The organism is Xylophilus sp., assembly GCA_009914555.1.
GTDB lineage: Bacteria > Pseudomonadota > Gammaproteobacteria > Burkholderiales > Burkholderiaceae_C > WNDY01.
Window position 1 is genome coordinate 1 of sequence record WNDY01000047.1, and the last position, 22,009, is coordinate 22,009.

Genomic DNA, 22,009 nt, shown 5'->3' on the forward strand with positions numbered 1-22,009 from the left:
TGCGCTGCGAAAACGTGCCTTCGAGTAGCAAAAATGGCTCGCGGCACCCTCCAAGTTCGAACGATCGCAAACTTGCAATCAGGGGCACGAAGCAGCAACTTCTGTCGGCCAGTACTTCAGCAGCCTGCTAGGAACACCTATTGAAGTGGCGAAGGCCGCGGTATTCCTGGCGTCCGAGGAATCTGCGTTCGTGGTCGGCACCGAACTGCTTGTGGATGGCGGCGTGGCCAACCTTTGAATGAAGGGATCAGTGAACACCAGGAGCTCAGGTCAATTCAGCAGCATGGCAGTTTGACAAAAGAAGGTCTGCTGCAATTCGGGCTGGCCGCCCGCCGCGGGCGGGGGCGGTCTGGCTGCTGGTCAATCGCACCTGCGCCTCATTTCCGGGCCGTGGAAAGTCGCCCCCTGCTCTCCAACACCCGTTCCTGGAACCGCTGTGCGCCCGGAGCCGAATGTCTCTTCACCGAGACGCAGCGTTCAGTGCCCCGAATCCGCCGCCCCCCGGCGTGTCGATCTCGAAGATGTCGCCGGCCTGCAGCTCGGCGCGGTCTGCATGATCCAGGGCTTCGACACGTCCGTCGGTACGGATGACGCGGGCCTGTCCCGGCGCGCCAGACTCGCCGCCCGCCAGACCGAAGGCGGGATACTTCCATCCGTTGGCCAGTAGCGACACGGTCATCGGCTCCAGGAAGCGCAGCGTGCGCGTGCCGCCGTCGCCGCCTCTCCATAGGCCCACGCCGCCGGAGCCTTCGCGGACCTCGTAGCGCTCCAGCCGCACCGGAAAGCGCAGTTCCAGCACTTCGGGGTCGGTGAGGCGCGAATTGGTCATGTGAGTCTGAACCACCGACGTGCCGTTGAAGCCCCCGGTGACGGTGCCATCCGAATCGATGCGCGCACCGGCGCCCGAGCCACCCGAGATCGTCTCGTAGTACTGATAGGTTGCGTTGCCGAAGGTGAGGTTGTTCATCGTCGGCTGGCTGCCCGCCAGCACGCCGAGCGCACCGTAGATTGCGTTGGTCACGCAGCTGGAGGTCTCGACGTTGCCCGCCACGACCGCCGCCGGCTTGCGGGGGTTGAGCATGCTGCCTTCGGGTACGACGAGCGTGAGCGGCTTGAGGCCGCCCGCATTCATCGGTATGTCGTCGTCCAGCAAGGTGCGGAACACGTAGAGTACGGCGGCGGTCGTGACGGCGCGCGGCGCGTTGAAGTTGTTCGACAACTGGTCCGAGGTGCCGCTGAAATCCAGCGTCGCACTGCGCGCCGCATGATCCACGGTGAGTGCCACACTGATCTGCGCGCCGTTGTCCAGCCGGACGCTGAAATGTCCGTCGCGCAATCGGCCGATGGCGCGGCGCACGGACTCTTCGGCGTTGTCCTGCACATGGCGCATGTAGGCGCGTACGACGTCAAGGCCGAAGTACCGCACCATGGCCAGCAGTTCTTCGCGTCCCTTCTCGTTCGCGGCGACTTGTGCGCTGAGATCCGCCACGTTCTGGTCGATGTTGCGTGCCGGCAGCCTCGCGCCGCCGAGCAGGTCGCGCAAGGCGGCTTCTCGCAGGCGGCCATCCTCGACCAGCAGGAAGTCGGTGATCAGTACGCCCTCATCGTCAATGGTGCGGGAATCCGGCGGCATCGACCCCGGGGTCAGGCCGCCAATGTCGGCATGGTGGCCGCGCGAGCCAACGTAGAACAGCACGCGAGTCCCTGCGTCATCGAAGACCGGTGTGATCACGGTGACGTCCGGCAAGTGCGTTCCGCCCGCATAGGGATCGTTGAGCGCGTACACGCTGCCCGGCCGCATGGTGCTTGCGAAGCGGTCGATCACCGCGCGCACGCTCGCGCCCATGGAGCCCAGGTGCACCGGGATATGCGGTGCGTTGGCCACCAGCTCTCCGTCGGTGTCGAAGATCGCACAGGAGAAGTCCAGCCGCTCCTTGATATTCACCGAATGCGCGGTGTTCTGCAGCCGCCAGCCCATTTGTTCGGCGATGGACATGAACAGATTGTTGAAGATCTCGAGCCTCACCGGATCGGCCTCGGTGCCGATCGCGCGGCGCTGTGCGCGCGGCAGATGGCGCTGCAGTACCAGGTTGCCGGCAGCGGTCGCGGTGGCGCGCCAACCGGGATCGATCACGGTTGTGGCATTGGCGTCGGTGATGATGGCCGGCCCGTCGATCGCGTCGTCGGCGCACAGATCATGCGCGGCATAGAGCGCTGCGGTGAGCGTCTCGCGCTCGGCCTGGAAAGGCACGCTCGCGATGGGCTTGAGGATGGAGCCGGCTTCCCGCGCGGGACGGGCGAAGCGGGCCGTGTCGCCGGCCGTGCCGTCGTCCGCCGTGGCTTCGACCACGGCCGAATCGATGACCAGCGGCCGGCCCGGCATGAGGAAGGAGAAGCGCTGGCGGTACGCGCCCTCGAAGGCCGTCACCATGACCGTGTGGTCGCCCAGGGGCACTGGCAGGGCCGTGTCCGTGCCCTCGTAGCGCAGGTAGAGGCGCTGTGCCACCTGGATGCTTTCCGGCGCTGCGCCCTGATCTTCCAGCTCGGATCGGGCTGCCAGCGAGAGTTCGGCCAGCACGGTGCGCGCCGCGGTCTCGCCCTCTGCATCGAGGCGGCGTTCGACGGAGCGCTGGCGCACCGCCGTCGACACGGCCAGGCCCATCCCGTAGGCGGATAGCACGCCCGCGAGCGGATGCACGAGTACGCGCGGCATGGCCAAGGCATCGGCCACGGCGCAGGCATGCTGGCCGCCGGCGCCGCCAAAGGTGGTGAGCGTGTAGCGCGTGATGTCGTAGCCGCGCTGCACCGAGATGCGCTTGATCGCGTTGGCCATGTTGCCCACGGCGATCTCCAGGAAGCCCTGGGCCAGGTCCTCCGGCGTGGTCGGGCGGCCGGTGGCTTGCGAGACCTCGGACGCCAGTTCGCCGAAGCGGCTGCGCACGACCTGCGCATCGAGCGGCTGGTCGCCGCCCGGGCCGAACACGGCCGGGAAGTGCGCGGGCTGGATGCGGCCGAGCAGCACGTTCGCATCGGTCACGGTCAGTGGTCCGCCGCGCCGGTAGCAGGCCGGGCCAGGGTCCGCGCCGGCCGACTCCGGGCCGACGCGCAGCCGCGTGCCGTCGAAGCGCAGGATGGACCCACCTCCCGCGGCCACGGTGTGGATGCTCATCATCGGCGCGCGCAGGCGCACGCCGGCCACGAGCGTGTCGAAGGCGCGTTCGTACTCGCCGGCATAGTGAGAGACGTCGGTGGAGGTGCCGCCCATGTCGAAACCGATCACGCGGTCGAAGCCCGCGTGGGCCGAGACCCCCGCCATGCCGACGATGCCGCCGGCCGGGCCGGAGAGTACCGAGTCCTTGCCCTGGAAGGCTTGTGCGTCGGTGAGCCCGCCACTGGATTGCATGAACTGGAGGCGAACCCCTGGCAGCGCGGCCGCGACGCGGTCCACGTAGCGGCGCAGCACCGGCGAGAGATAGGCGTCGACCACCGTCGTGTCCCCACGCGCGACGAATCGGATCAGCGGCGAGACGCGATGCGAGACGGAAACCTGCGTGTAGCCGAGCTCGAGCGCGAGCTGGGCCAACTGCTCTTCATGCGCCGGATTGCGGTAGCCGTGCATGAGCGCCACGGCGATGGCGGTGTAGCCCTTCGCGCGCCCTTCGGCCAGCGCAGCACGTGCCTGCGCCAGATCGAGCGGCGTGACCACGCTGCCGTCGGCGGCAAGGCGCTCGTCGATCTCGGCGATGCGGCTGGCGAGCTGGTCGGGCAGGACGATCTCGCGGTCGAACAGGCGCGGGCGGTTCTGGTAGGCAATGCGAAGCGCATCGCGAAAGCCGCGAGTCACCGCGAGCAGCACCCGTTCCCCTTTGCGCTCCAGCAGCGCGTTGGTGGCCACCGTGGTGCCCATCCGCACGACGGCGATACGTTCGGCCGGGACCGGAGCGCCGGGCGCGATGCCCAGCAGCCGGCGGATGCCTTCGACGGCAGCGTCGTCGTAGCGGCCCGGGTTTTCGGAGAGGAGCTTGGCGGTGGCCAAGGTGCCGTCGGGGCGTCGACCGATCACGTCGGTGAAGGTGCCGCCGCGATCGATCCAGAACTCCCAGCGGCCGGCGTCAGAGGTCGCGATCGTGCTCATAGCGAAGACGCCGCGCGGGCGGCCTGGTCGTAGAGGCCCGAGAGCAGGCGCAGGCGCCGTGCCACGTCGGAATGGGATTCGTCCTCGGCCAACTCGCCGTCGACAGTGGCCAGCAGGCAGCGGCCGCGCACGTCGCGGAAGCGCTCGATCAGCGCGGCGCCTTCGTCCGTGGTCGCATAGAACACTTCCTTGCCAGTCTTCTCGCCGTGCACCAGGCCCAGCCCGCCGAGCTTCTTCAACGCGTAGTTGATGACGTGTGTGTCCTCGTAGTTCAGCGTGAAGCAGATGTCGGACAGCTTCTTGCCGCGTTTGCGGTGGTGCACGTGATGCAGCACCAGGATGTCGGTGAAGGCCAGGTCGGATTCCCCGGCCACAGCCATGCAGCGCATGACCCAGCGGCTGAAGGCGTTGTGGGCAATGATGAGGCCGAACTCCAGTTCCGATAGTTCGGCATGGGGGCCGTCGGCCAGGTGGGCAGACGAGAGAATTCGCACGGGCTTGTCGACTGCGGATGCGGGCCGTGCAGCCGATGCGGAGGCGGCGGACTTCTTGCGTGTCATGGTTGTGCGGGCAGCGTGCTGCCGTAGGGATCGGTAAGGCCTGTGGAGTCGATGGAGTCGATGGGGTCGAGTTTGCGGTACTGCGCAACGAGGGAAACCGACCCCTGCTCTGCGACATAGAGGTTGCCCGCGGCATCGCCCGCGAGGCCATGGGCATAGATACCGAATGCACGGGCGCGGCCGAGCACCTTGCCATCACGGGCATCCAGCCGCGAGATGCGCGGCACCTGCTCGCTCACGTAGAGCGTGCGGCCATCGGCCGGTGCCCAGAGGGCCATCGGACGCACCAGACCGTCCCAAACGGCGAGCAGCGTGCCCTTGCCGTCGAAGACCTGGATGCGGTCGTTGTCGCGGTCGGCGCAGAGCACACGGCCATCGGGCAGGACCCAGACAGCGTGCGGCGTGTTGAACGCCCCGGGCTCCCGCCCCGAACGGCCCCAGCTGCGACGCAGCTGCCCGTCGGGTGCGAAGCGGTGGATGCGCGCGTTGCCGTAGCCGTCGCTCACGTAGATGTCGCCGTCGGCTGCCACGTGCACGCCCGTCGGGTGGTTGAATGGCCGCTCCCACGAAGGAACGTGGTGACGGCCCAGCACCATCGACAGCCGCAGGTCGGCGTCGAAGGCCAGCACCTGGTGCGCGTCATAGGTGGTGACCCAGAGGCGGTCCTGGGCGTCCACGTGCAGGCCGTGGCCGCTGTCCAGCAGCGGGGGGTGGTGGAAGCTGCGCTCCAGCGTGCCGTCGGGTGCGTAGATGCGCAGCGCCGGCTCCGTGCGCTGCAGCACGAAGACTCGGCCATGGCGGTCCAGCGCGAGCTGGCTGATGGCCTGCACATCGCTGCCGTCGGGGCCGGGCCGCTGCCAGGGCCGCACGACCGCAAAGCGATCGGCGCCGTCGGTGACGACGAATCGACCGTGGTTCGCGGCGGTGTCAATCGGCATCGTCGTCGTCTCCGGCGAACAGGCGCTCCTTGGATGGCGCGATCTCGGTCACCAGGTCGCGCACCAGCGCCTTGTTGGGCAGCGGTGCCACGTCATAGCTGCAGCCGGCTTCCAGCCTTGCGGTGCAGGCATAGACCGTCTTGCCGTCCAGCCGCATCATGCATTCCTTGCAGGCGTTGGCATTGATGCACGAATAGCGGAAGGCGAGGGTGTCGTCGAGGTGGGCGCGAACCCAGCGCAGGCCATCGAGCAGCGATGCCGCGGCCTCAGCGGGCACGACGTATTCGCGGACGGCGGGCGTCTGCTCCGGGTTGCCGCGCTGGACTCGCAGCTGGATGGCATCGCGCGCAGCGGTGTTGGACTGGTTCATGCGTGGGCCTCGATGGGGGTGTTCAGGTCGACCAGGCGCTCAATCGGCTGGGTGCCGGGCAGCCATTCGCCCTGGCGCCAGGCGATGGTCTGGTTGAGTGTCCAGGCCTCCTCCTGCCCGGGATGATCCTCGCGCTGGTGCGCTCCGCGGCTTTCGGTTCGCGCGAGGGCGCTGCGCGCGACCGATTCGGCCACGAGCAGCATGTTGCGAAGGTCCAGCGCATCGAGACGCACCGGATCCTGCGGCCCGCCGCCCGCGATGACGCTGCCGGCAGCCGTGCGCAGTGCGTCGATCGCCACCAGCGCCTGGCGGATGCCGGCATCGGTGCGGAAGGGGCCGACGTGCTGTTGCATCACGGTCTGGAGTTCTTCAATCAGCGCGGCGCCGTTGGGCGTGCGGGGCGAAGGCGCGATGGGCGCCAGCATGTCGAGAACGGGGGCCGCCAGCGCGTGCAAGGTGTGGTCCGGCAGCGGCGTTGCCTGCGCCGCACTGGAAGCGGCCGAGCGCCCCGCGCGCAGGCCGAAGGCCACGGCCTCGGTGATGGCGTTGCCCGAGAGGCGGTTGGCGCCATTGGCGCCGCCCACGGCCTCGCCCGCGGCGTAAAGGCCCGGCACGTCGGTGGCGAGCTGCGTATCCACGCGGATGCCGCCCATGTGATAGTGGGCGATGGGCGCCACTTCGATCATCTGCTGCGTGAGGTCGATGCCCGCGCTGGCAAGCCGGTTGATGATGGGCCCGAAGGCCGCGCGCAGCGTGGCCTCGGGCACGTGGCGGAAGCTCAGGTAGGCCCCGCCGGCGGGCGAGCCTCGGCCGGCTTCCACTTCCTTGAGGATGGCGTAGGTGGCCGCATCGCGCGTGGTGGTGTAGCGGCCGGCTTCGCCGGCGTTGCCGTACCGGTCGACGAATTCCTCGCCGTCGCGATTGAGCAGCCGTCCGCCCAGCTTGTAGCGGAACGGGTCCCACATGATCGGATCGAAGCCCACGAGCCGCGGTGCCAGGTGTCCGATCGGGAAGAACTGGACGAACTCCATGTCGAGAAGGCGAGCGCCTGCACGCAGCGCGAGGGCGAAGCCGTCGCCGCCCATGTTGAGCGAGGCGCTGTTGCGCCGGTATAGCCGCGTGAGCCCGCCGGTGGCGATCACCGTGGCGCCCGCACGGATCAGCACCGGATCCCCGATTGACAGGTGCAGCGCTACCGCGCCCACGGCGCGGCCCTCGTGCAGCAGCAGGTCGACCACCGCGAGGTCTCCCACGCGCTGCACCTGGGGCATGCGGGCCACCTGGGTGCGCAGCGTCTTGGCGACGGCCGGGCCGGTGTTGAGGTAGTCGACATAGACACACCGCGGCCGGTCGTGGCCCGGCGCCTGCGCCTGCGTCAGATGGCCGTCGGCGCGCGCCCAGCCCACGCCCCACTGGTCGAGCAGGCGCACCGCCTGCACGCCTTCTTCGCAGAGGACGCGCGCCAGCGGCTCGCTGCACAGGCCACGGCCTGCGGTCAGGGTGTCGGCATAGTGGTGGCGCCAGTCGTCCTCGGTCTGTTCGCCCAGGGCGGCTGCCACGGTCATCTGCGCCATGATGGTCGCGCCGCCCCGGCCGATAAGGCTGCGGTCGGCAAGTACTACATGCGCACCGGATTCGGCCGCGGCGATGGCCGCGCTCATGCCGGCGCCGCCGGCGCCGATGACCAGCACCTCCGTGTCGATGATGTGTAGCTGGGGAGTGTCGTGGGTCATGTGCGTTTTCTTTTCCGTTTCGCGGGGAGGCGCCGCCTCAGGCGGCGCCGAGGTAGGCCTTCTGCACGGCGGGATCGGCAGCGAGGTCCGCCGCGCGGCCTTGCAGCGCAACGTGGCCGTGCTGCAGCACGTAGGCGCGATCGGCCAGTTCGAGCGCGATGCGCGCGTTCTGCTCGACCAGCAGGATGGTCTGGCCAGCGGCTTTCCAGCGGAACAGCACTTCGTAGACGGCGTCGACGAAGCGCGGCGACAGGCCCATCGAAGGCTCGTCGATGCAGACCAGGCGTCCACGCCGCAGCCAGGCGCGGCCGAGCGCGAGCATCTGCTGCTCGCCGCCCGAGAGCGTGCCGGCCGGCTGGCTGCGCCGTTCGGCCAGGCGCGGGAAGGCGACGAAGACCTCGTCGAGGTCCTGCGCGATCGCGGCCTTCTCCTTGCGGCGCGGAAAGGCGCCCATCAACAGGTTCTCGTGTACCGACATCGCCGGGAACACGCGCCGGCCTTCGGGTACGCTGGCCACGCCCAGGTCGATCACGTCGGCCGGTGCCAGACCCTGGATCTCGCGCCCCTCGAGGACGATGCGTCCGCGCGTGGGCGTGACCAGGCCGAGGACCGACTTGAGCGTGGTGGACTTGCCCGAGGCATTGCCGCCGAGCACTGACACGACTTCGCCAGGGTACACGTCGAGGCTCACGCCGTAGAGCGCCTGCACGGCGCCGTAGTGCACGTCGATGGCGTCGATCGTGAGCAAGGGAGCAGTGGAGGTATCAGCCAAGGTGAGCATCCGAATTCGTGGGGCGGGTGCGCGAGCGTCCGAGGTAGGCCTCGACCACCTCGGGGTGGTCCAGTGCCTCCGACGGCTTGCCGGTGGCCAGCACGCGACCCTGGTTGAGCACCACGACGCGGTCGGCGATGCGGCGCACCAGCGAGAGCTTGTGCTCGACCACCAGGATGCCCAGCGAGGGCTGTTCGGCGCGCAGTGCGAGCAGCAGGTCGGTCAGCTCTGCGGTCTCGCTCGGGTTCATGCCGGCCGCGGGTTCGTCCAGCAGCACGAAGCGCGGCTGCGCGGCGAGCACGCGCGCGATCTCCACGCGGCGACGGTTGGCGTACGAGAGGCTGAAGGCGGGCTGGTCGCGCCGGGGCCAGAGCCGGTCGCCGAAGCGTTGGAGTGCGGCGTCGGCCAGCTGCTCGGCCTCGGCGCGGCGGCGGCGCCAGCCGGGCAGGCCGAACAGTTCGCCCGCCACTTCGACGATCGGGTGGGTCAGTCGGCCGTGCCGGTTTCGCAGCAGTCCGGCCTGGGTGCCCAGACGCACGCTGTCGTGCACTGTGAGCGCCGGAAAGACGCGCGAGGTCTGGAAGCTGCGGCCCAGGCCCAGGCGCGCGATGCGCTCGGGCGCCAGGCCGTCGATGCGCCGCCCGTCGAGCAGGATGCGCCCGGCCGTGGGTTTCTCCACGCCGCTGAGCAACTGGATGAGCGTCGACTTGCCGGCGCCGTTGGGGCCGACCAGTGCGACAGTTTCGCCCGGCGCGAGGTCGAAGCTGACCTCGTCGACGGCCTTCACGCCGCTGAAGTGGCGGCTCAGCCCTTCGACATGCAGGCCCTGGGTGCGGGTGCTGAGGGTGCTGTTCGTCATGATCAGCGCGCTCCGAGCAGCCCGTGCGGGCGGATGCGAAGCATGATGAGCAACGCGACCCCGTAGGCGATCATCCGCCACTCTGCGAAGGGCCGCAGCAGCTCCGGCAGCAGCGTGAGCGCAAAGCCGGCCAGTGCCGCACCGGTGAGATTGCCCAGGCCGCCGAGCACGGCCATGGTGAGCAGCAGGATGGAGGCGCTGACGGTGAAGCTCTCCGGGCTCACCACGTTCTGCACGTAGGCGAACAGCCCGCCGGCCGTGCCCGCGAGCACGCCCGAGAGGGCAAAGCCCAGCAGGATGTAGCGGCGCACCGGCAGGCCGGCCGCATGCGCGGCCAGCCGGTCTTCGCGAATGCCGCGCCATACCCGGCCGATGCCCGATCCGAGCAGGCACTGCGCCAGTGCGAGCGCGATGGCCGTCACCACGGCGACCAGCCAGAACTTCTGCACGATGCCGGGTAGCGTGAGTCCGCCCAGCAGGGCCAGCCGGGGCGCGGGAATGCCGATGAAACCCATGGGCCCGCGCGTGACGTCGAGCCACGTCATGAAGACGAGGTAACCGATCTGTCCCACCGCGAGGGTGCCCAGCGCCGCCGTGTGGCCGCTGAGCTTGAGCAACGGCAGGCCGGCGACGATGGCGACCACGGCGGTGACCCCCGCGGCGCCCACGAGCGCCGCTTCGGCGGGCCAGCCGTGGTTGCGTGCCAGGATGCCCACGACATAGGCCCCGACGCCGTAGAAGGCCATGTGTCCGATCGACAGGATGCCGAGCGAACCGGAGACCAACGTGACGCTGGCCACCAGCAGCGCGAAAATCATTGCGTAGGCCACGGCCTGCAGCAGGTAGGCGCTCTGGGTGGCCAGGGGCACCAGGACCAGCGCCGCGCCAGCCGCGAGGAAGCCCCACGGGGGAAGCTCCAGTGCCCGCACCACGCCGCGCTGGCTCGACGAAGAGGCCAGCACGCTGGTGCTGGGCATCGCACCCGCTGCGCCGCTGGCGCCGCCGAGCGCATCGAGGCGCCGGTCGCCGAGCAGGCCCTGCGGGCGGAACACCAGGAAGACGAGCACCAGGGTGTAGGCCACCAGGTCCCGGTAGCCTTCGCCGACGTAGGCGCTGGCCAGCGTTTCCACCACCCCGAGAAGCAAGCCGCCAAGGACGGCGCCCGGTGTGCTGGTCAGGCCGCCGAGCAGTGCCGCCGCGAAGCCCTTGAGTCCGTAGGGCAGGCCCATTTGCGGAAACACGCTCTTGAAGTACAGCGCCACCAGGATGCCGCTGAGCGCCCCGAGGGCTCCCGCCAGCCCGAAGGCCAGGCGCTTCACGTTCGCGGGGCGCACGCCCAGCTGCGCCGCCGCATCGCGGTCCTGGGCGGTGGCGCGCAGTGTGCGGCCGAGCCAGGAGCGTGAGAGAAACAGCGTCAGGGCGATGGTGGCAACTGCGCCGAAGCCAAAGATCAGCAGGTCGGTGCTGGTGATGTAGGCCGCACCGAAGAAGTAGGTGACTTCCTCGAACGGAACGGGAAACGCCTGGCCTTCGGGCGACCAGATGATCTCGGCGACCTGATCGATGATCAGGCTGATCGCCAGCGTGGAGAGCACCGGCGCGATGTAGGGCGCGTTCTCCAGCGGGCGGAGCGCCACCCGTTCGAGCAGCATGCCCAGGCATGTCACCACGCCCACCGAGAGCACCGCAGCCGCGGGCAGCGAAAGGTGCAGCACCGTGACGCCCGTGAACGCGATGAACGCGCCGAGCATGAACAGCGCGCCCTGCGCGAAGTTGATCAGGTTGGAGACGCCGAAGACCAGCGAAAAGCCGAGTGCGATCAGTGCATAGACCTGGCCGATGGCCAGGCCATTGAGGATCTGGCTGGCGAAGAGTTCAAGCATGGGATGGCCGTGGATGAAAAGCCGCGGCGCCGGACATGCCATGAGGCACGACCGGCGGCCGCAGGGGGCTGGGAAGCGCCCCGGGGATCAGTTGTCGTTCAGCAGTTGGAAGGCGCCATCTCGCACCACGAGGAATGTCGGGTCTTTCTTGACGTTGCCGTTCTCGAACTTGGAGACGCCGGTCACACCTTGGAAGGCCGGTCCGTTGGCCAGCTCGTCGCGCACGGCCTGGCCGGTCAGCGGCTTGCCCGACGCCACCACGCGGCGGATGGCCGCGGTGCCGACGCCCGCGGCGTCGTAGGCCAGCGCGGCGAACTGATCGGGCAGCTTGTTGTACTTGGCCTTGTAGGCGTCGACGAAGGCCTTCTTTGACGGGTCGCCCGGGAAGAAGATGCTGTGCACCACCACGCCCTCGGCAGCCTTGCCGGCGAGCTCGATGAACTTGGGAGAGGTCAGCGGAACACCGCCGCCGGCCGGGATGTTCACGCCGGCCTGGCGCAGTTGCTGGATGAAGATCGAGGCTTCCTGGTAGGGCAGCGCGATGAACACGCCGTCCGGATTGGTTGCCTTGATCTTGCTGATCAGCGGGCGGAAATCCTTCGAGCCGGGGATGATCGCCTCGGTCAGCAGCACCTTGCCGCCGTCCTTCTCGATTGCGGCCGAGGTGGACTTGACGGTGAACACGCCCCAGTCGTCCTGCGAGTAGGGGATGACGATGCGGCTGGCCTTGAGCCACTTGTGGATCGTGTCGGCGTTGTACTGCGCGAGCAGATCGTCGGTGTTGTTCTGGCGGAATTGGTAGGGACTCTGGCGGCTGAAGTCCGGATGCGAGGACGTGGGGCTGATCTGCGGGATCTTGGCCTCGGCGAAGATAGGCGCGGCAGCCAGCGACGCAGTGGATGACCAGGAACCGATGGCCAGCACCACGCCCGGCGTTGCAACGATCTTGCGCGCGACCGTGGCCGCTTCCTGCGGCGAATTGCGGTCGTCCTCGACGACGAGCTTGACGGGACGGCCACCGATGCCGCCTTCGGCGTTGAGCTTGTCAAGGTACAGCTCCACCGCGTTCTTTGTGCTGGCGCCGTACTCGGCGAAGTTGCCCGAGAGATGCGAAAAGAGTCCGATATTGATGGGCTCGGCCGCAAGGCTGGGCGCCGATACGGCGGCAGAGGCTGCGATGGCCGTCAGGAGGCGGGAGAGGGGATGAAGCATGGGCACAGGATTCAGTTGGATGAGTTGAACGGCCCTGCAGAGGGCTGTGGCAAGCCCAAACGTTACGCTTTCATCGATAAAACGCTAACAAATCGTTATCGATAAGCTTACTTGGTGAACTCATATGGAGATTGCGGACATGCCTCATGCCGCGCCGCGCCGCGCCGTGACTCGGTGAGGACAGCTGCGCCTCTACTCTGGCTCGATTCCCGCGTCGCGCGCCCGTTGGATCGACGCCGGCACGTCGGTGCGCAGGAACGCGAGAAAGTCCGCTGGGCTGGCGTCGCTCTCGATCGTGCTGCCGGCGCGCTGCAGTGCGGCGCGCGTGTCGGGTGACGCCTGCGCGGCACGCAATGCTGCGTTGAGTCGCAGGGCGATTGGTGCAGGCGTGCCCTTCGGCGCGAACAAGCCAACCCAGATCGGAAGCTGCATCCCCGTCACGCCCGTCTCGTCGATGGTAGGCACCTCGGGCAGCAGCGGGCTGCGCTGCGCACCAATGATGGCGAGCGCCTTGAGCTTGCCCGCGCGCACATGGGCCGCGGCGACCGGTACGGCCATGAAGACCATGTCGACACGGCCCGCCAACACGTCCGTGACGTAGGTGCTCGTGTCTTTGTACGAGACCTGCAGCAGCTCGATGCCGGCACTGCGCCGGAACATCTCGCCCGCCAGGTGCAGCGATGTGCCACGTCCGGCGGACGCGTAGCTGAGGGAGTGGCCCGGGCGCCGCGCCAGAGCGATCAGCTCGGCCATCGAGTTGACGCCGAGCCCGGGCGGCACGACCAGCACGTTGGCGAAGGCGTTGATGCGGCCGATGGGCACGAAGCCTTCCAGCGGGTCGTAGGGCAGGGCCTTGTAGATGCCGGAGTTCAGTCCGTGCGTGTTCGAGGTGCCCAGTACCAGCGTGTAGCCGTCGGGCGCCGAGCGGCCGCCCACGTCGGTACCGACGATGCCCGCAGCGCCGGCGCGGTTGTCGACCACCACTGGCTGGCCCAGGTCGCGCGACAGGCCCGGGGCGAGCAGCCTGGCGGTGACGTCCGCAGCGCTGCCCGGCGCGAAGGGCACGACGATGCGGATGGCGCGGGTGGGGTAGGTGGTGGCATCGGCCGATGCCGCGGGAGGGGAGGCCGCCGCGATAAGCAGGGCGGCGAGCAGAGAGAGGAATCGCTTCATGGCAGTGGGGAGGGTGCGGCGGCCGCAGGTGGATGCCTGGGCCGCAGGAAGGCTCGGGTTCCGGGCTCAGGCCCGGCGGTAGCGGCTCGGCGGGCGGGGCACGCCCAGGTGCTCGCGCAGGGTGTGGCCTTCGTACGCGGAGCGGAACAGGCCGCGGCGCTGGAGCTCGGGCACCACATGGCGGGCGATGTCGCGGAAGCCGTCGAGGAAGAAGGGCGAGATCACCACGAAACCATCAGCGGCGCCCTGGCGGAACCAGGCCTCGAGGTCGTCGGCGATGGTGGTCGTGGAGCCGATCAGCACGCGGTGCTTGGCGCTTGCTGCCAGCGCCTGAGCGGTCTGGCGGATCGTGAAGTCATGGCGCCGCGCGAAATCCGTGATCGCCTTCTGGTGGCCCTGCGAGCCGAGGGACGGCGGCAGGTCCTGCGGGAACTTGTCGTCCGGGTTGCGGCCCTCGAGGTCGATGGCGAGGTTGTGGATGGCGACATCCACCGGATAGAGGCTGCTCAATTGCTCGAAGCGGGCGCGGGCCTCGGCATCGGTCTCGCCCCAGACGATGGCGGTACCCGTCAGGATCTTGAGGTCGTCCGGGTCGCGGCCGTGCGCCACTGTGCGGCGCTTCATGTCCGCATAGAAGGTCTGGCCGTCCTCGAGCGAGAGGTTGGTGCAGAAGATCAGGTCGGCGGTGCGCGCGCCGAGTTCGCGCCCGGCCTCGGAGGCGCCCGCTTGCGCGACCACGGGATGGCCCTGCGGCGGCCGCGCGATGCGCAGCGGGCCCTCGACCGAGAAGAACTCGCCGCTGTGTTCCAGGTAGTGCATCTTGCGCGGGTCGACAAAGCGGCCCGAGGCCTTGTCGCGCACGAAGGCATCGTCGTCGAAGCTGTCCCACAATCCGGTGACCACGTCGTGGAATTCCTCGGCCTTGCGGTAGCGCGCGTCGTGCGCGGGCTGCGGGCCGCCTCCGAAATTGGCCGACTGGGTGCGCGACAGCGAGGTAACGAGGTTCCAGCCCGCACGGCCACCGCTCAAGTGGTCGAGCGAGGCCACTTGGCGGGCAACGTGGTACGGCTCGTTGAAGGTGGCGCTGGCGGTGTAGACAAGCCCGATGCGCTGCGTGTGCATGGCCAGGGCGCACATCAGCGTGAGCGGCTCGAAGACGCTCAGGCTCGACAGCCGCTGCATGACGTCCGGCGCGAGCCGCGCGGGCGCGCCGGTGTCTGGCAGGAAGAGCGTGTCGAAGCACGCGGCCTCGGCCAGCTCGGCGTACTCGACGAAGGTGCCGAGATCGAGCCGGGCATCGGGCCGCGCCTGGGGATGCCGCCAGGCCTGCGAGGCTTCGCCCGAATAGATCGATGCGGCCAGCCGCATCTGGCGTGTCGTGGTCGCCTTCGGTGCTGCGGGAGCGCTCATCGGATCACCTCGCGCGTTGCGCCGGTGGGCAGGTCCCGCTCCCAGGGGCGGGCCTGCTCGATCTGGGCCGCGAGCCGCAGCACGCGCGCGTCGTGGCCGAGCGGCGCTGCGATCTGCACGCCGATCGGCAGGCCCTCATGCCGGGCGAAGGGCACGCTCGCGGCGGGGACGCCGGTGGCGTTGTAGATCGTGGTGAAGGCGCTGTAGCTGCGCAGCCTCTCGTAGTAGGCGTCCAGGTCGCGGCTTTGCATGTCCACGGTGCCCAGCGGGAGCGGCGGTGCCGAGAAGGTCGGCGTGAGCAGGATGTCGTGGCGCTCGAAGAAGGCGCCAAGCCGCCGCGCGAGCGCATGGATGGTGCCGATCGCCTCGGCCAGTTGCTGGGCCGGCAAGCGCTCGCCCTCGCGCGACCAGAGCCACGTGATGGGTTCGACCTCCTCCTCGCTCGCGGGCCGGCCCGCGGCCTGCGCGCGAAGTCGCAGCGCCTGAGCTGTGTTGGCTGCGACGATGGTGCGCGTGGCGCGCTTGAGCGTGTCGGCATCGATCGCGGGACGCGCCTCTTCGACGTGGTGGCCCAGGCCGGCCAGCAGCGCGGCGGCGTCGCGCACCGCCCCGGCCACCGCCGGGTGCACGGCCGTGCCGTCGTGCCGCACGGTCTGGAATGCGATGCGCAGCGGCGCCTGCGGCGCCGAGAGCGCGCGCAGGAAGCCGCCCTCGGGCACGGTGGCCGGCGCGGCGTAGGGATCCCCCGCCGCGGGGCCGTGCGTGGCGTCGAGGAGCGCCGCGCTGTCGCGCACGCTGCGCGTGATCGCATGGTGTGCCGACAGGCCGTTCCAGCCCTCGCCGAAGTCTGGCCCGAAGGGGTTGCGTGCGCGCGTGGGCTTGAGTCCGAAGACGCCGCAGCACGAGGAGGGGATGCGGATCGAGCCGCCGCCGTCGGTCGCGTGCGCGGCCGGCACGAAGCCCGCGGCCACTGCCGCGGCCGATCCACCGCTGGAGCCGCCCACGCTGCGCGAGAGGTCGTGCGGGTTGCGCGTGGGGCCGTACACGGCGGGCGCGGTTTCGCAGGCCAGGCCCATCTCGGCCGTGTTGGTGAAGCCCAGCAGCACGAGGCCCGCGCGACGGTAGCGCTGCGTGATGGTCGAATCGGTCGCGGCGATATGGTCGCGCCAGAAGCGGCTTCCGTTGGAGGTGCGCTCGCCGGCGATCTGCAGGCCCGAGTCCTTCACGAGGAAGGGCACGCCCGCGAGCGGTCCGTCGCCCGGGCGCACAGCGGCCGCCTGGCGGCGCGCGCTGTCGTGGAGCGTGTGCACCACGGCGTTGATGGTTGGGTTGTGCGTCTCGATGCGCGCGATGGCGGCTTCCAGCACCTCCGCGGCACTGCTTTCGCCGCTGCGAATCAGCGCGGCCAGGCCGAGGGCGTCATGGCGTTCGTAGTGGGTGAATGCGGCCATGACGTTCAGGCCTTTCGGGCGCGGGACTGGTAGAAGTGCAGGTCGATGAAGTGGTGACGATCCATGGACAGGGGCTCTTCCTGAAAGAGCGCGGAAACGATGAACGCAGTGAATGTAGGGTCGTCCCCGCCTGCGCGGCATGCGCAAAAAGGATCGCTGCCTGTTCAAGAATGAACATGTAGGAGGCTCTCGGAATCACTGCGCGCTCGAAGTGCTTCGCGGTATTGACGCGACCCCCTCTCACTCCGAATGTGCAAATGCAATAAAACAGCTAACACGAGAGTTCCAACTCAATAGACTTGTTCGGTTACCAAACTGATTGGGTGATTCATTGAGTGAGAGTGTTTGTGGAGTGACTCGGCTTCTGAGGGTTAGAGTGTCCGAAGCGATGAGGTCACCTCTTGCTGCATTGGGAACCCTGGCCTGTGCGGTGAGCTACGGCGTGATGCTGGCGCCCATCGCTCTGGTGGTCTGGATCAGCTTTGCGCGCGACGCGATCCTCACCATCCCACCGACCGGCTACACCTTGGCCTGGTACGGTGAAGCTTGGGGCAATGCCGACTTCATGAATGGATTGCTGCTGAGCCTCGAAGTGGCGGTGATGGCGTCCCTGGGCGGCGTGGCACTCGGCGTCGCGGCGGCGGCGGCGCTGGTGCGCTACCCCTTCCGCGGCCACGCCTGGGTCAGCCAGTTCCTGCTGGCGCCCATTCTGGTGCCCGGCATCGTGGCGGGGCTGGCGATCTACCTGTTCTACCTGCGTGCGCAGGACACACTGGACGTCGATGTGCTGGGCACCCATTGGAGCCTGGTGCTGGCGCATCTGTGCCTCACCGTGCCTTGGACGGTGCGACTTGTGGCTGCCAGTCTGGAGGGTCTGGATCTGTCGCTTGAGGAGGCGGCTCGCAATCTCGGGGCGCGGCGGCTCACGGTGTTCACGCGCATTGTGTTGCCCTTGCTCAAGCCGGCCTTGATCTCGGCGGCGCTCTTCGGCTTCATCGTCTCGTTCGAGAACCTGGAGGTCTCCCTGCCGCTGGTGGGAGCCGGCCAGACCACATTGCCGATCGCGATCCTGCATCACCTCGAATACCGCATCGATCCCACCATCGCGGCCGTCTCCACGGTTCAGATCGTGCTGCTGGGGTTCGCGATGGTGCTGACCGATCGCTTCGTCAAACAGAATCGAATCCTGTGAGCGCCGCCGACGTTTCGCTGCGCGGCCTGAGCAAACGCTTCAAGGACGCGACCGTGGTCCACGATTTCTCATTGGACATCGCAAATGGCGAACTGGTGGCCCTTTTGGGGCCCAGCGGCTGCGGCAAGACCACGGTGCTGCGCATGCTGGCGGGCTTCGAGTCGCCGGACCAGGGTCAGGTGCTGATCGGCGGACGCGATGTGACGCACGTGGAGCCGCAGCGCCGCAACACCGCCATGGTGTTCCAGCGCTATGCCTTGTTCCCGCATCTCACGGTGCAGCAGAACGTGGCCTTCGGCCTGGAGATGCGCGATGTGCCGAGGGCGGCGCGTGAGGCCCGCATCGGGGAGGTGCTGAAGCTGGTGCGTCTGCAGGGCTACAGCGCGAGGCTGCCGCATCAGCTCTCGGGCGGGCAGCAGCAGCGCGTGGCCATCGCGCGCGCCCTGGCCATCGAGCCCGACGTGCTGCTGCTCGACGAGCCGCTGTCCAACCTCGACGCGAAGCTGCGCGCAGAGGTGCGCGAGGAGATCCGTGCGTTGCAGCGCAGTCTCGGGCTCACGACCCTGCTGGTCACGCATGACCAGGAAGAGGCCATGACCATGGCGGACCGCGTCGTGGTCATCCGGCAGGGACGCATCGAGCAGGTGGGCTCGCCGGGCGAAGTCTATGGCGCGCCGGCCAACCGCTATGTGGCTGGTTTCGTCGGCCGCATGAACTTCTTCGAGGGAGCGCCTGGCAATGGGCGCTTCCTGAGCCAGGGCGGCATCGCGCTGCAGGTGCCCGCGCAAGCCGTCGATGCATCCATCATCGGTGTGCGACCCGAGCGCATCCGGCTGAGTGTGCCGGGCGACTCGACGTTCAGGCCGGAAGACGCCGGGGCCAACCGGGTGCCCGTCCGGGTGCGTTCCCTCGTCTTCCTCGGGGCAGCGGTCGAGGTGCATGTGCGCACGGGCGCTGGCGAAGCCTTTGTGGTGCACCAGCCCAATGCTGGCGCCACGGGCGTGCTGCCCTACGAGATCGACCAGCCGCTGGTGGCGCATTTCCTTCGCGAGGACTGCATTCCTCTTTCCTGACTCGCTCCTTGACCTGCTGACTCCTATGTCCGATCCCTTCCACTTTTCCGACCGCCGCCGCTTCCTTTCCCACGCGTTCGCTCCGCTACTGGCACCTGCACTGTGCGGCCTCGCGCTGCCCGCCTCGGCTCAGGAGGCCAAGCGCCGGCTGGTCGTGGCCACATGGGGCGGCGACTACAGCCGCCTGCTCGACCAGAACGTGAGCGACCCGCTGCTCAAGCCCAAGGGCATCGAGATCGCCTATGACACATCGAACTGGCAGACCCGCGTGGCCAAGTTGCGCGCCGAGCAGAAGAGCCGGCGCTCTTCCTACGACGTGGTGTTCCTGGGCGACACCGATTCTTATGCGGTGTCGCGCACGGGCGTGCTGGAGACGGTGAGTGCCACCCGACTGTCGAACTGGGGGCACATCCTCCCGGTGTTTCGCACCGATTACGGGGTGCCGCACATCTACAGCGGCCTGGGCCTGATCTATCACACGGAGCGCCTCAAGAGCCCGCCGCAGTCCTTCAAGGACTTGGCCGACCCGGTGTTTAAGGGCCGGATCGGCTTCTCGGACATCATGTACGCCAACAACATCGGCGCGGCGGCCGTGGCCACGGGCGCGAACGCGCACGAACTGGATCGCGGCTTCGACCTGCTGCGCAAGGTCAAGGCGAACCAGCCCAAGCTGTACCCGTCCAACGAGGCGCTGGCCGCGGCCTTCAAGAGCGGCGAGATCGACGTCACGATCATGTGGAAGGCCCGTGCCCACCTGTGGCAGAAGACCGGCCTGCCGGTGGCCTTTTCGGCCTTCCGGGAAAAGATCCTGGTGAGCGTCTACGAAGCCATCGTGCCGCGCAACAGCCAGAACAAGGACGCGGCCTTCGAGTACGCCAACGCGCTCGTGGAAGCAAGCGCCCAGTCCGGCTTTGCCGACAGCATGGGCTTCCTGCCCGTGGTGGACAACGCCACGCTGAGCCCGGAGCTGCGCCGCAGCGTGGACTTCAGCGACGAGGAGCGGGCCCGCTTTGCCCGCACCGATTTCGACAAGCTGATCGCCGCGCGCCCGGCGGCGCTGGACTTCTGGGAGAAGGAATTCAAGGTGGGCCTCTGAGGCCCGGGGCTTGCCCATGAGCTTGCAGACTCGCAGCAGCCTACAGGGCGCCTGGCTGGTGCTGCCGGCAACGCTGGTGGTCGGCCTGGTGCTGGTGGTGCCCACGTTGCTGCTGATGCGGCAAAGCCTGAATGCCTTCGACCCGGTGGAGATCGCGCGTGAAGGCTTCACGCTGGAGAACTACCAGCGCTTCTTCACCGACGCGTACTACCGCGGTGTGTTCTTCACCACGCTGAAGACGGCTGCGCTCTGCACGCTGCTGGGCCTGCTGCTGGGGTTCCCGGTGGCCTACCGGCTGGCGCGCAGCCGCTCCGGCTACAAGACGCTCTGGCTATTTCTGATCTTCTTTCCGCTGCTGGTGGGCAACACCGTGCGGGCCGCGGGCTGGATGGCCTTGCTGGGAAACACCGGCATCGTGAACGCCATGCTGGGCGCGCTCGGACTCATCGATGCGCCGCTGCGGCTCATGTACACACCGCTGGCCGTCGTGCTGGGCACGACCTCGGTCATCCTGCCGTTCATGATCCTCACGCTGCACAGCGTGCTGGAGGGCATCGACCTGTCTCTGGAAGAGGCTGCGGCGAATCTGGGTGCCAGCGGATGGACGGGCTTTCGCCGCGTGGTGCTGCCCTTGGCACTGCCCGGCGTGGCGGCCGGCGTGGTGCTGGTCTTCGTCATGTGCATGAACGCCTATGCCACGCCTGTGCTGTTGGGCGGGGCGGGCATGACGATGATGACGCCGGTCCTCTATTCCCAGATCACCAACCTGTCCAACTGGCCCTTCGGATCGGCCCTGGCCAGCATCCTGTTGTGCGCCACGCTGCTGTGTGCAGTGGGGGCGAACAGCTTCATCTCGCGCCGCTACTACCGGCGCGCTTCCTGATCAACACCTTGGAGGATTCCCGCACATGGCTTTCTTGACGCAGAAGACGCGCATCGCCCGCTACGCTGCCCTGCAGGCGTTGCAACGTGAACAGGGGCTCGATGCCCTCGCCCTGCTGGGCGAGGATTTCATCGAGTTCTACAGCAACTTCCACGTCGACGTGCGTGCCTGGGAGCGGCCCATCATCGCGGTGCTGCCGGCCTCCGGCGCACCTTTCGCCGTCTTCAACGAGCTGTCCACCACGCACCTGCAGATCGCCCGCGAACGCGCCAGCCTCTGGATCGAGGACGTGGAGCTCTATGCGGAGCACCCGCGCATCGATGGCCGGCTGCCACTGCTGCCGCAATGGGCGGAGTATGTGGCCGACCGCCTGCGCCGCGCCGGCCTGGCGCGCGCCCGCATCGGGGTGGATGTGGCCGGTGGCTGGGTGGCGAAGCTCGGGGCGCTGCTGCCCGAGGCGCGCTTCGTGCCCGTCACGCGCGAGCTGCGGGCGCTGCGCTGGGTGAAGACGTCGGAGGAACTGGACATCTTGCGTCGGGCTGCCAGCCTGGCGGACTGGATCCAGGAACGCTACCGGGAGCGCCTGCGTCCGGGCGTGTTGACCCAGGTGCTGGACTTCGAACTGGCGGCCGAGGGCGCAGCAGAGGCCGCGCGCCGCTTCCCAGGTGAAGACCTGGGCCTGTTTACCTGGACGCTGAGCGGTGCGCGTTCGGCCTCACCGCACGGAGACGGCGCCTCGCTCGGTGCCAAGATCAACCCGGGCGACACCATCATCAACATCGTGATCCCGCGACTGAACGGTCTGGTTGTCGAGAACGAGCGGACCTGGTTCGCCGGCCAGCCCAGTGCTGAACAGGCGCGCTTCTTCGAAGTGGCGCGCGCTGCGAACGGAGCTGCCGTCGCGGCGGCCGTGGTCGGCCGGCCGGTGTCGGGCATCGATGCAGCGGCGCAGCGGGTGATCGAGGCCGCGGGCCTGGGCGCCTACGTGCACCACCGCACGGGGCATGGCATCGGCCTCGCTGGTCACGAGTTCCCCGATGACATGGCCTTCAACCACCGGCCGCTGTTGGCGGGCGAGGTGTATTCCGCCGAGCCGGGGCTGTACGCGTATGGGCTGGGCGGCTTCCGCATCGACGACACCGTGGTCGTGGGCGAACAGCCCGAAGTGCTGACCCAGACTCCCCGCACGTTGGCGCATGCCACGCTGGAGGTCTGAGCGCCCCCATGCGGGCTCCCCGGCAGCGTTGGCGGGGCGCCCATGGGCCTTGA

At 68.5% G+C, this 22,009-nt stretch carries 18 protein-coding genes; 6 read left to right on the forward strand and 12 right to left on the reverse strand.

Annotation, left to right across the window (positions count from 1 at the left end; translation table 11 throughout):
• Nucleotides 1-124 precede the first annotated feature (124 nt).
• Nucleotides 125-238 carry an SDR family oxidoreductase gene (locus tag GAK38_RS17790; RefSeq protein ID WP_325346331.1) on the forward strand — a complete coding sequence of 38 codons (114 nt, stop codon included), beginning with the start codon at nucleotides 125-127 and terminating at the stop codon, nucleotides 236-238.
• A 222-nt stretch (nucleotides 239-460) separates the two neighbouring features.
• Here the strand turns inward: GAK38_RS17790 and GAK38_RS17795 are convergent, their stop codons facing one another.
• From GAK38_RS17795 to GAK38_RS17850, 12 genes are all read right to left on the reverse strand, one after another.
• Nucleotides 461-4,135, reverse strand: a complete 3,675-nt coding sequence (locus GAK38_RS17795) for a hydantoinase B/oxoprolinase family protein (protein WP_325346304.1) — start codon at nucleotides 4,133-4,135, stop codon at nucleotides 461-463.
• Nucleotides 4,132-4,695 carry a winged helix DNA-binding protein gene (locus GAK38_RS17800; protein ID WP_325346305.1) on the reverse strand — a complete coding sequence of 188 codons (564 nt, stop codon included), beginning with the start codon at nucleotides 4,693-4,695 and terminating at the stop codon, nucleotides 4,132-4,134. The genes GAK38_RS17795 and GAK38_RS17800 overlap by 4 nt, the downstream gene beginning before the upstream one ends.
• A complete protein-coding gene (locus GAK38_RS17805; RefSeq protein WP_325346306.1) occupies nucleotides 4,692-5,633 on the reverse strand; it encodes a hypothetical protein in 942 nt (313 codons plus the stop codon). Before GAK38_RS17805 ends, GAK38_RS17800 begins: the two co-directional genes overlap by 4 nt.
• Entirely contained in the window at nucleotides 5,623-6,003 is a 381-nt protein-coding gene (locus GAK38_RS17810; RefSeq protein WP_325346307.1) for a 2Fe-2S iron-sulfur cluster-binding protein, read from the reverse strand. Before GAK38_RS17810 ends, GAK38_RS17805 begins: the two co-directional genes overlap by 11 nt.
• Complete coding sequence (locus GAK38_RS17815) at nucleotides 6,000-7,736, reverse strand: FAD-binding protein (protein ID WP_325346308.1); 1,737 nt, start codon at nucleotides 7,734-7,736, stop codon at nucleotides 6,000-6,002. Before GAK38_RS17815 ends, GAK38_RS17810 begins: the two co-directional genes overlap by 4 nt.
• A gap of 37 nt (nucleotides 7,737-7,773) precedes the next feature.
• The gene (locus GAK38_RS17820; protein WP_325346309.1) at nucleotides 7,774-8,484 is read right to left on the reverse strand and encodes an ABC transporter ATP-binding protein; all 711 of its coding nucleotides are present in this window, start codon (nucleotides 8,482-8,484) and stop codon (nucleotides 7,774-7,776) included.
• Between the two features lie 16 nt (nucleotides 8,485-8,500).
• Complete coding sequence (locus GAK38_RS17825) at nucleotides 8,501-9,367, reverse strand: ABC transporter ATP-binding protein (protein ID WP_325346310.1); 867 nt, start codon at nucleotides 9,365-9,367, stop codon at nucleotides 8,501-8,503.
• Nucleotides 9,368-9,369: 2 nt separating this feature from the next.
• On the reverse strand, nucleotides 9,370-11,250 hold the full coding sequence (locus GAK38_RS17830) for an ABC transporter permease (RefSeq protein ID WP_325346311.1): 1,881 nt from the start codon (nucleotides 11,248-11,250) through the stop codon (nucleotides 9,370-9,372).
• An 87-nt stretch (nucleotides 11,251-11,337) separates the two neighbouring features.
• Nucleotides 11,338-12,462, reverse strand: a complete 1,125-nt coding sequence (locus GAK38_RS17835) for an ABC transporter substrate-binding protein (RefSeq protein WP_325346312.1) — start codon at nucleotides 12,460-12,462, stop codon at nucleotides 11,338-11,340.
• 192 nt (nucleotides 12,463-12,654) lie between these two features.
• Nucleotides 12,655-13,635 (reverse strand): tripartite tricarboxylate transporter substrate binding protein, encoded by a 981-nt coding sequence (locus tag GAK38_RS17840; protein ID WP_325346313.1) that lies wholly within the window; start codon nucleotides 13,633-13,635, stop codon nucleotides 12,655-12,657.
• A gap of 66 nt (nucleotides 13,636-13,701) precedes the next feature.
• Nucleotides 13,702-15,045: an LLM class flavin-dependent oxidoreductase gene (locus GAK38_RS17845; RefSeq protein WP_325346314.1), complete on the reverse strand. Its 1,344-nt coding sequence runs from the start codon at nucleotides 15,043-15,045 to the stop codon at nucleotides 13,702-13,704.
• Nucleotides 15,042-16,496 carry an amidase gene (locus GAK38_RS17850; RefSeq protein WP_325346315.1) on the reverse strand — a complete coding sequence of 485 codons (1,455 nt, stop codon included), beginning with the start codon at nucleotides 16,494-16,496 and terminating at the stop codon, nucleotides 15,042-15,044. Before GAK38_RS17850 ends, GAK38_RS17845 begins: the two co-directional genes overlap by 4 nt.
• A gap of 409 nt (nucleotides 16,497-16,905) precedes the next feature.
• On the opposite strand from GAK38_RS17850, the gene GAK38_RS17855 reads away from it, so the two are divergent.
• The 5 genes from GAK38_RS17855 to GAK38_RS17875 are packed head-to-tail and all read left to right on the forward strand — an operon-like array spanning nucleotide 16,906 to nucleotide 21,956.
• A complete protein-coding gene (locus GAK38_RS17855) occupies nucleotides 16,906-17,688 on the forward strand; it encodes an ABC transporter permease (RefSeq protein WP_325346316.1) in 783 nt (260 codons plus the stop codon).
• Nucleotides 17,685-18,761: an ABC transporter ATP-binding protein gene (locus GAK38_RS17860; RefSeq protein ID WP_325346317.1), complete on the forward strand. Its 1,077-nt coding sequence runs from the start codon at nucleotides 17,685-17,687 to the stop codon at nucleotides 18,759-18,761. The genes GAK38_RS17855 and GAK38_RS17860 overlap by 4 nt, the downstream gene beginning before the upstream one ends.
• Before the next feature lie 25 nt (nucleotides 18,762-18,786).
• Nucleotides 18,787-19,857 carry an ABC transporter substrate-binding protein gene (locus GAK38_RS17865; protein WP_325346318.1) on the forward strand — a complete coding sequence of 357 codons (1,071 nt, stop codon included), beginning with the start codon at nucleotides 18,787-18,789 and terminating at the stop codon, nucleotides 19,855-19,857.
• A 16-nt stretch (nucleotides 19,858-19,873) separates the two neighbouring features.
• Nucleotides 19,874-20,740: an ABC transporter permease gene (locus GAK38_RS17870; RefSeq protein WP_325346319.1), complete on the forward strand. Its 867-nt coding sequence runs from the start codon at nucleotides 19,874-19,876 to the stop codon at nucleotides 20,738-20,740.
• Between the two features lie 25 nt (nucleotides 20,741-20,765).
• Nucleotides 20,766-21,956 (forward strand): M24 family metallopeptidase, encoded by a 1,191-nt coding sequence (locus tag GAK38_RS17875; RefSeq protein WP_325346320.1) that lies wholly within the window; start codon nucleotides 20,766-20,768, stop codon nucleotides 21,954-21,956.
• Nucleotides 21,957-22,009: the final 53 nt, after the last annotated feature.

Excerpts from the sequence above, each read along its gene's own strand:
- GAK38_RS17795 (WP_325346304.1), bottom strand. The coding sequence starts at position 4,135 with ATGAGCACGATCGCGACCTCTGACGCCGGCCGCTGGGAGTTCTGGATC.
- GAK38_RS17800 (WP_325346305.1), bottom strand. The coding sequence starts at position 4,695 with ATGACACGCAAGAAGTCCGCCGCCTCCGCATCGGCTGCACGGCCCGCA.
- GAK38_RS17805 (WP_325346306.1), bottom strand. The coding sequence starts at position 5,633 with ATGCCGATTGACACCGCCGCGAACCACGGTCGATTCGTCGTCACCGAC.
- GAK38_RS17810 (WP_325346307.1), bottom strand. The coding sequence starts at position 6,003 with ATGAACCAGTCCAACACCGCTGCGCGCGATGCCATCCAGCTGCGAGTC.
- GAK38_RS17815 (WP_325346308.1), bottom strand. The coding sequence starts at position 7,736 with ATGACCCACGACACTCCCCAGCTACACATCATCGACACGGAGGTGCTG.
- GAK38_RS17825 (WP_325346310.1), bottom strand. The coding sequence starts at position 9,367 with ATGACGAACAGCACCCTCAGCACCCGCACCCAGGGCCTGCATGTCGAA.
- GAK38_RS17830 (WP_325346311.1), bottom strand. The coding sequence starts at position 11,250 with ATGCTTGAACTCTTCGCCAGCCAGATCCTCAATGGCCTGGCCATCGGC.
- GAK38_RS17835 (WP_325346312.1), bottom strand. The coding sequence starts at position 12,462 with ATGCTTCATCCCCTCTCCCGCCTCCTGACGGCCATCGCAGCCTCTGCC.
- GAK38_RS17840 (WP_325346313.1), bottom strand. The coding sequence starts at position 13,635 with ATGAAGCGATTCCTCTCTCTGCTCGCCGCCCTGCTTATCGCGGCGGCC.
- GAK38_RS17845 (WP_325346314.1), bottom strand. The coding sequence starts at position 15,045 with ATGAGCGCTCCCGCAGCACCGAAGGCGACCACGACACGCCAGATGCGG.
- GAK38_RS17850 (WP_325346315.1), bottom strand. The coding sequence starts at position 16,496 with ATGGCCGCATTCACCCACTACGAACGCCATGACGCCCTCGGCCTGGCC.
- GAK38_RS17865 (WP_325346318.1), top strand. The coding sequence starts at position 18,787 with ATGTCCGATCCCTTCCACTTTTCCGACCGCCGCCGCTTCCTTTCCCAC.
- GAK38_RS17870 (WP_325346319.1), top strand. The coding sequence starts at position 19,874 with ATGAGCTTGCAGACTCGCAGCAGCCTACAGGGCGCCTGGCTGGTGCTG.
- GAK38_RS17875 (WP_325346320.1), top strand. The coding sequence starts at position 20,766 with ATGGCTTTCTTGACGCAGAAGACGCGCATCGCCCGCTACGCTGCCCTG.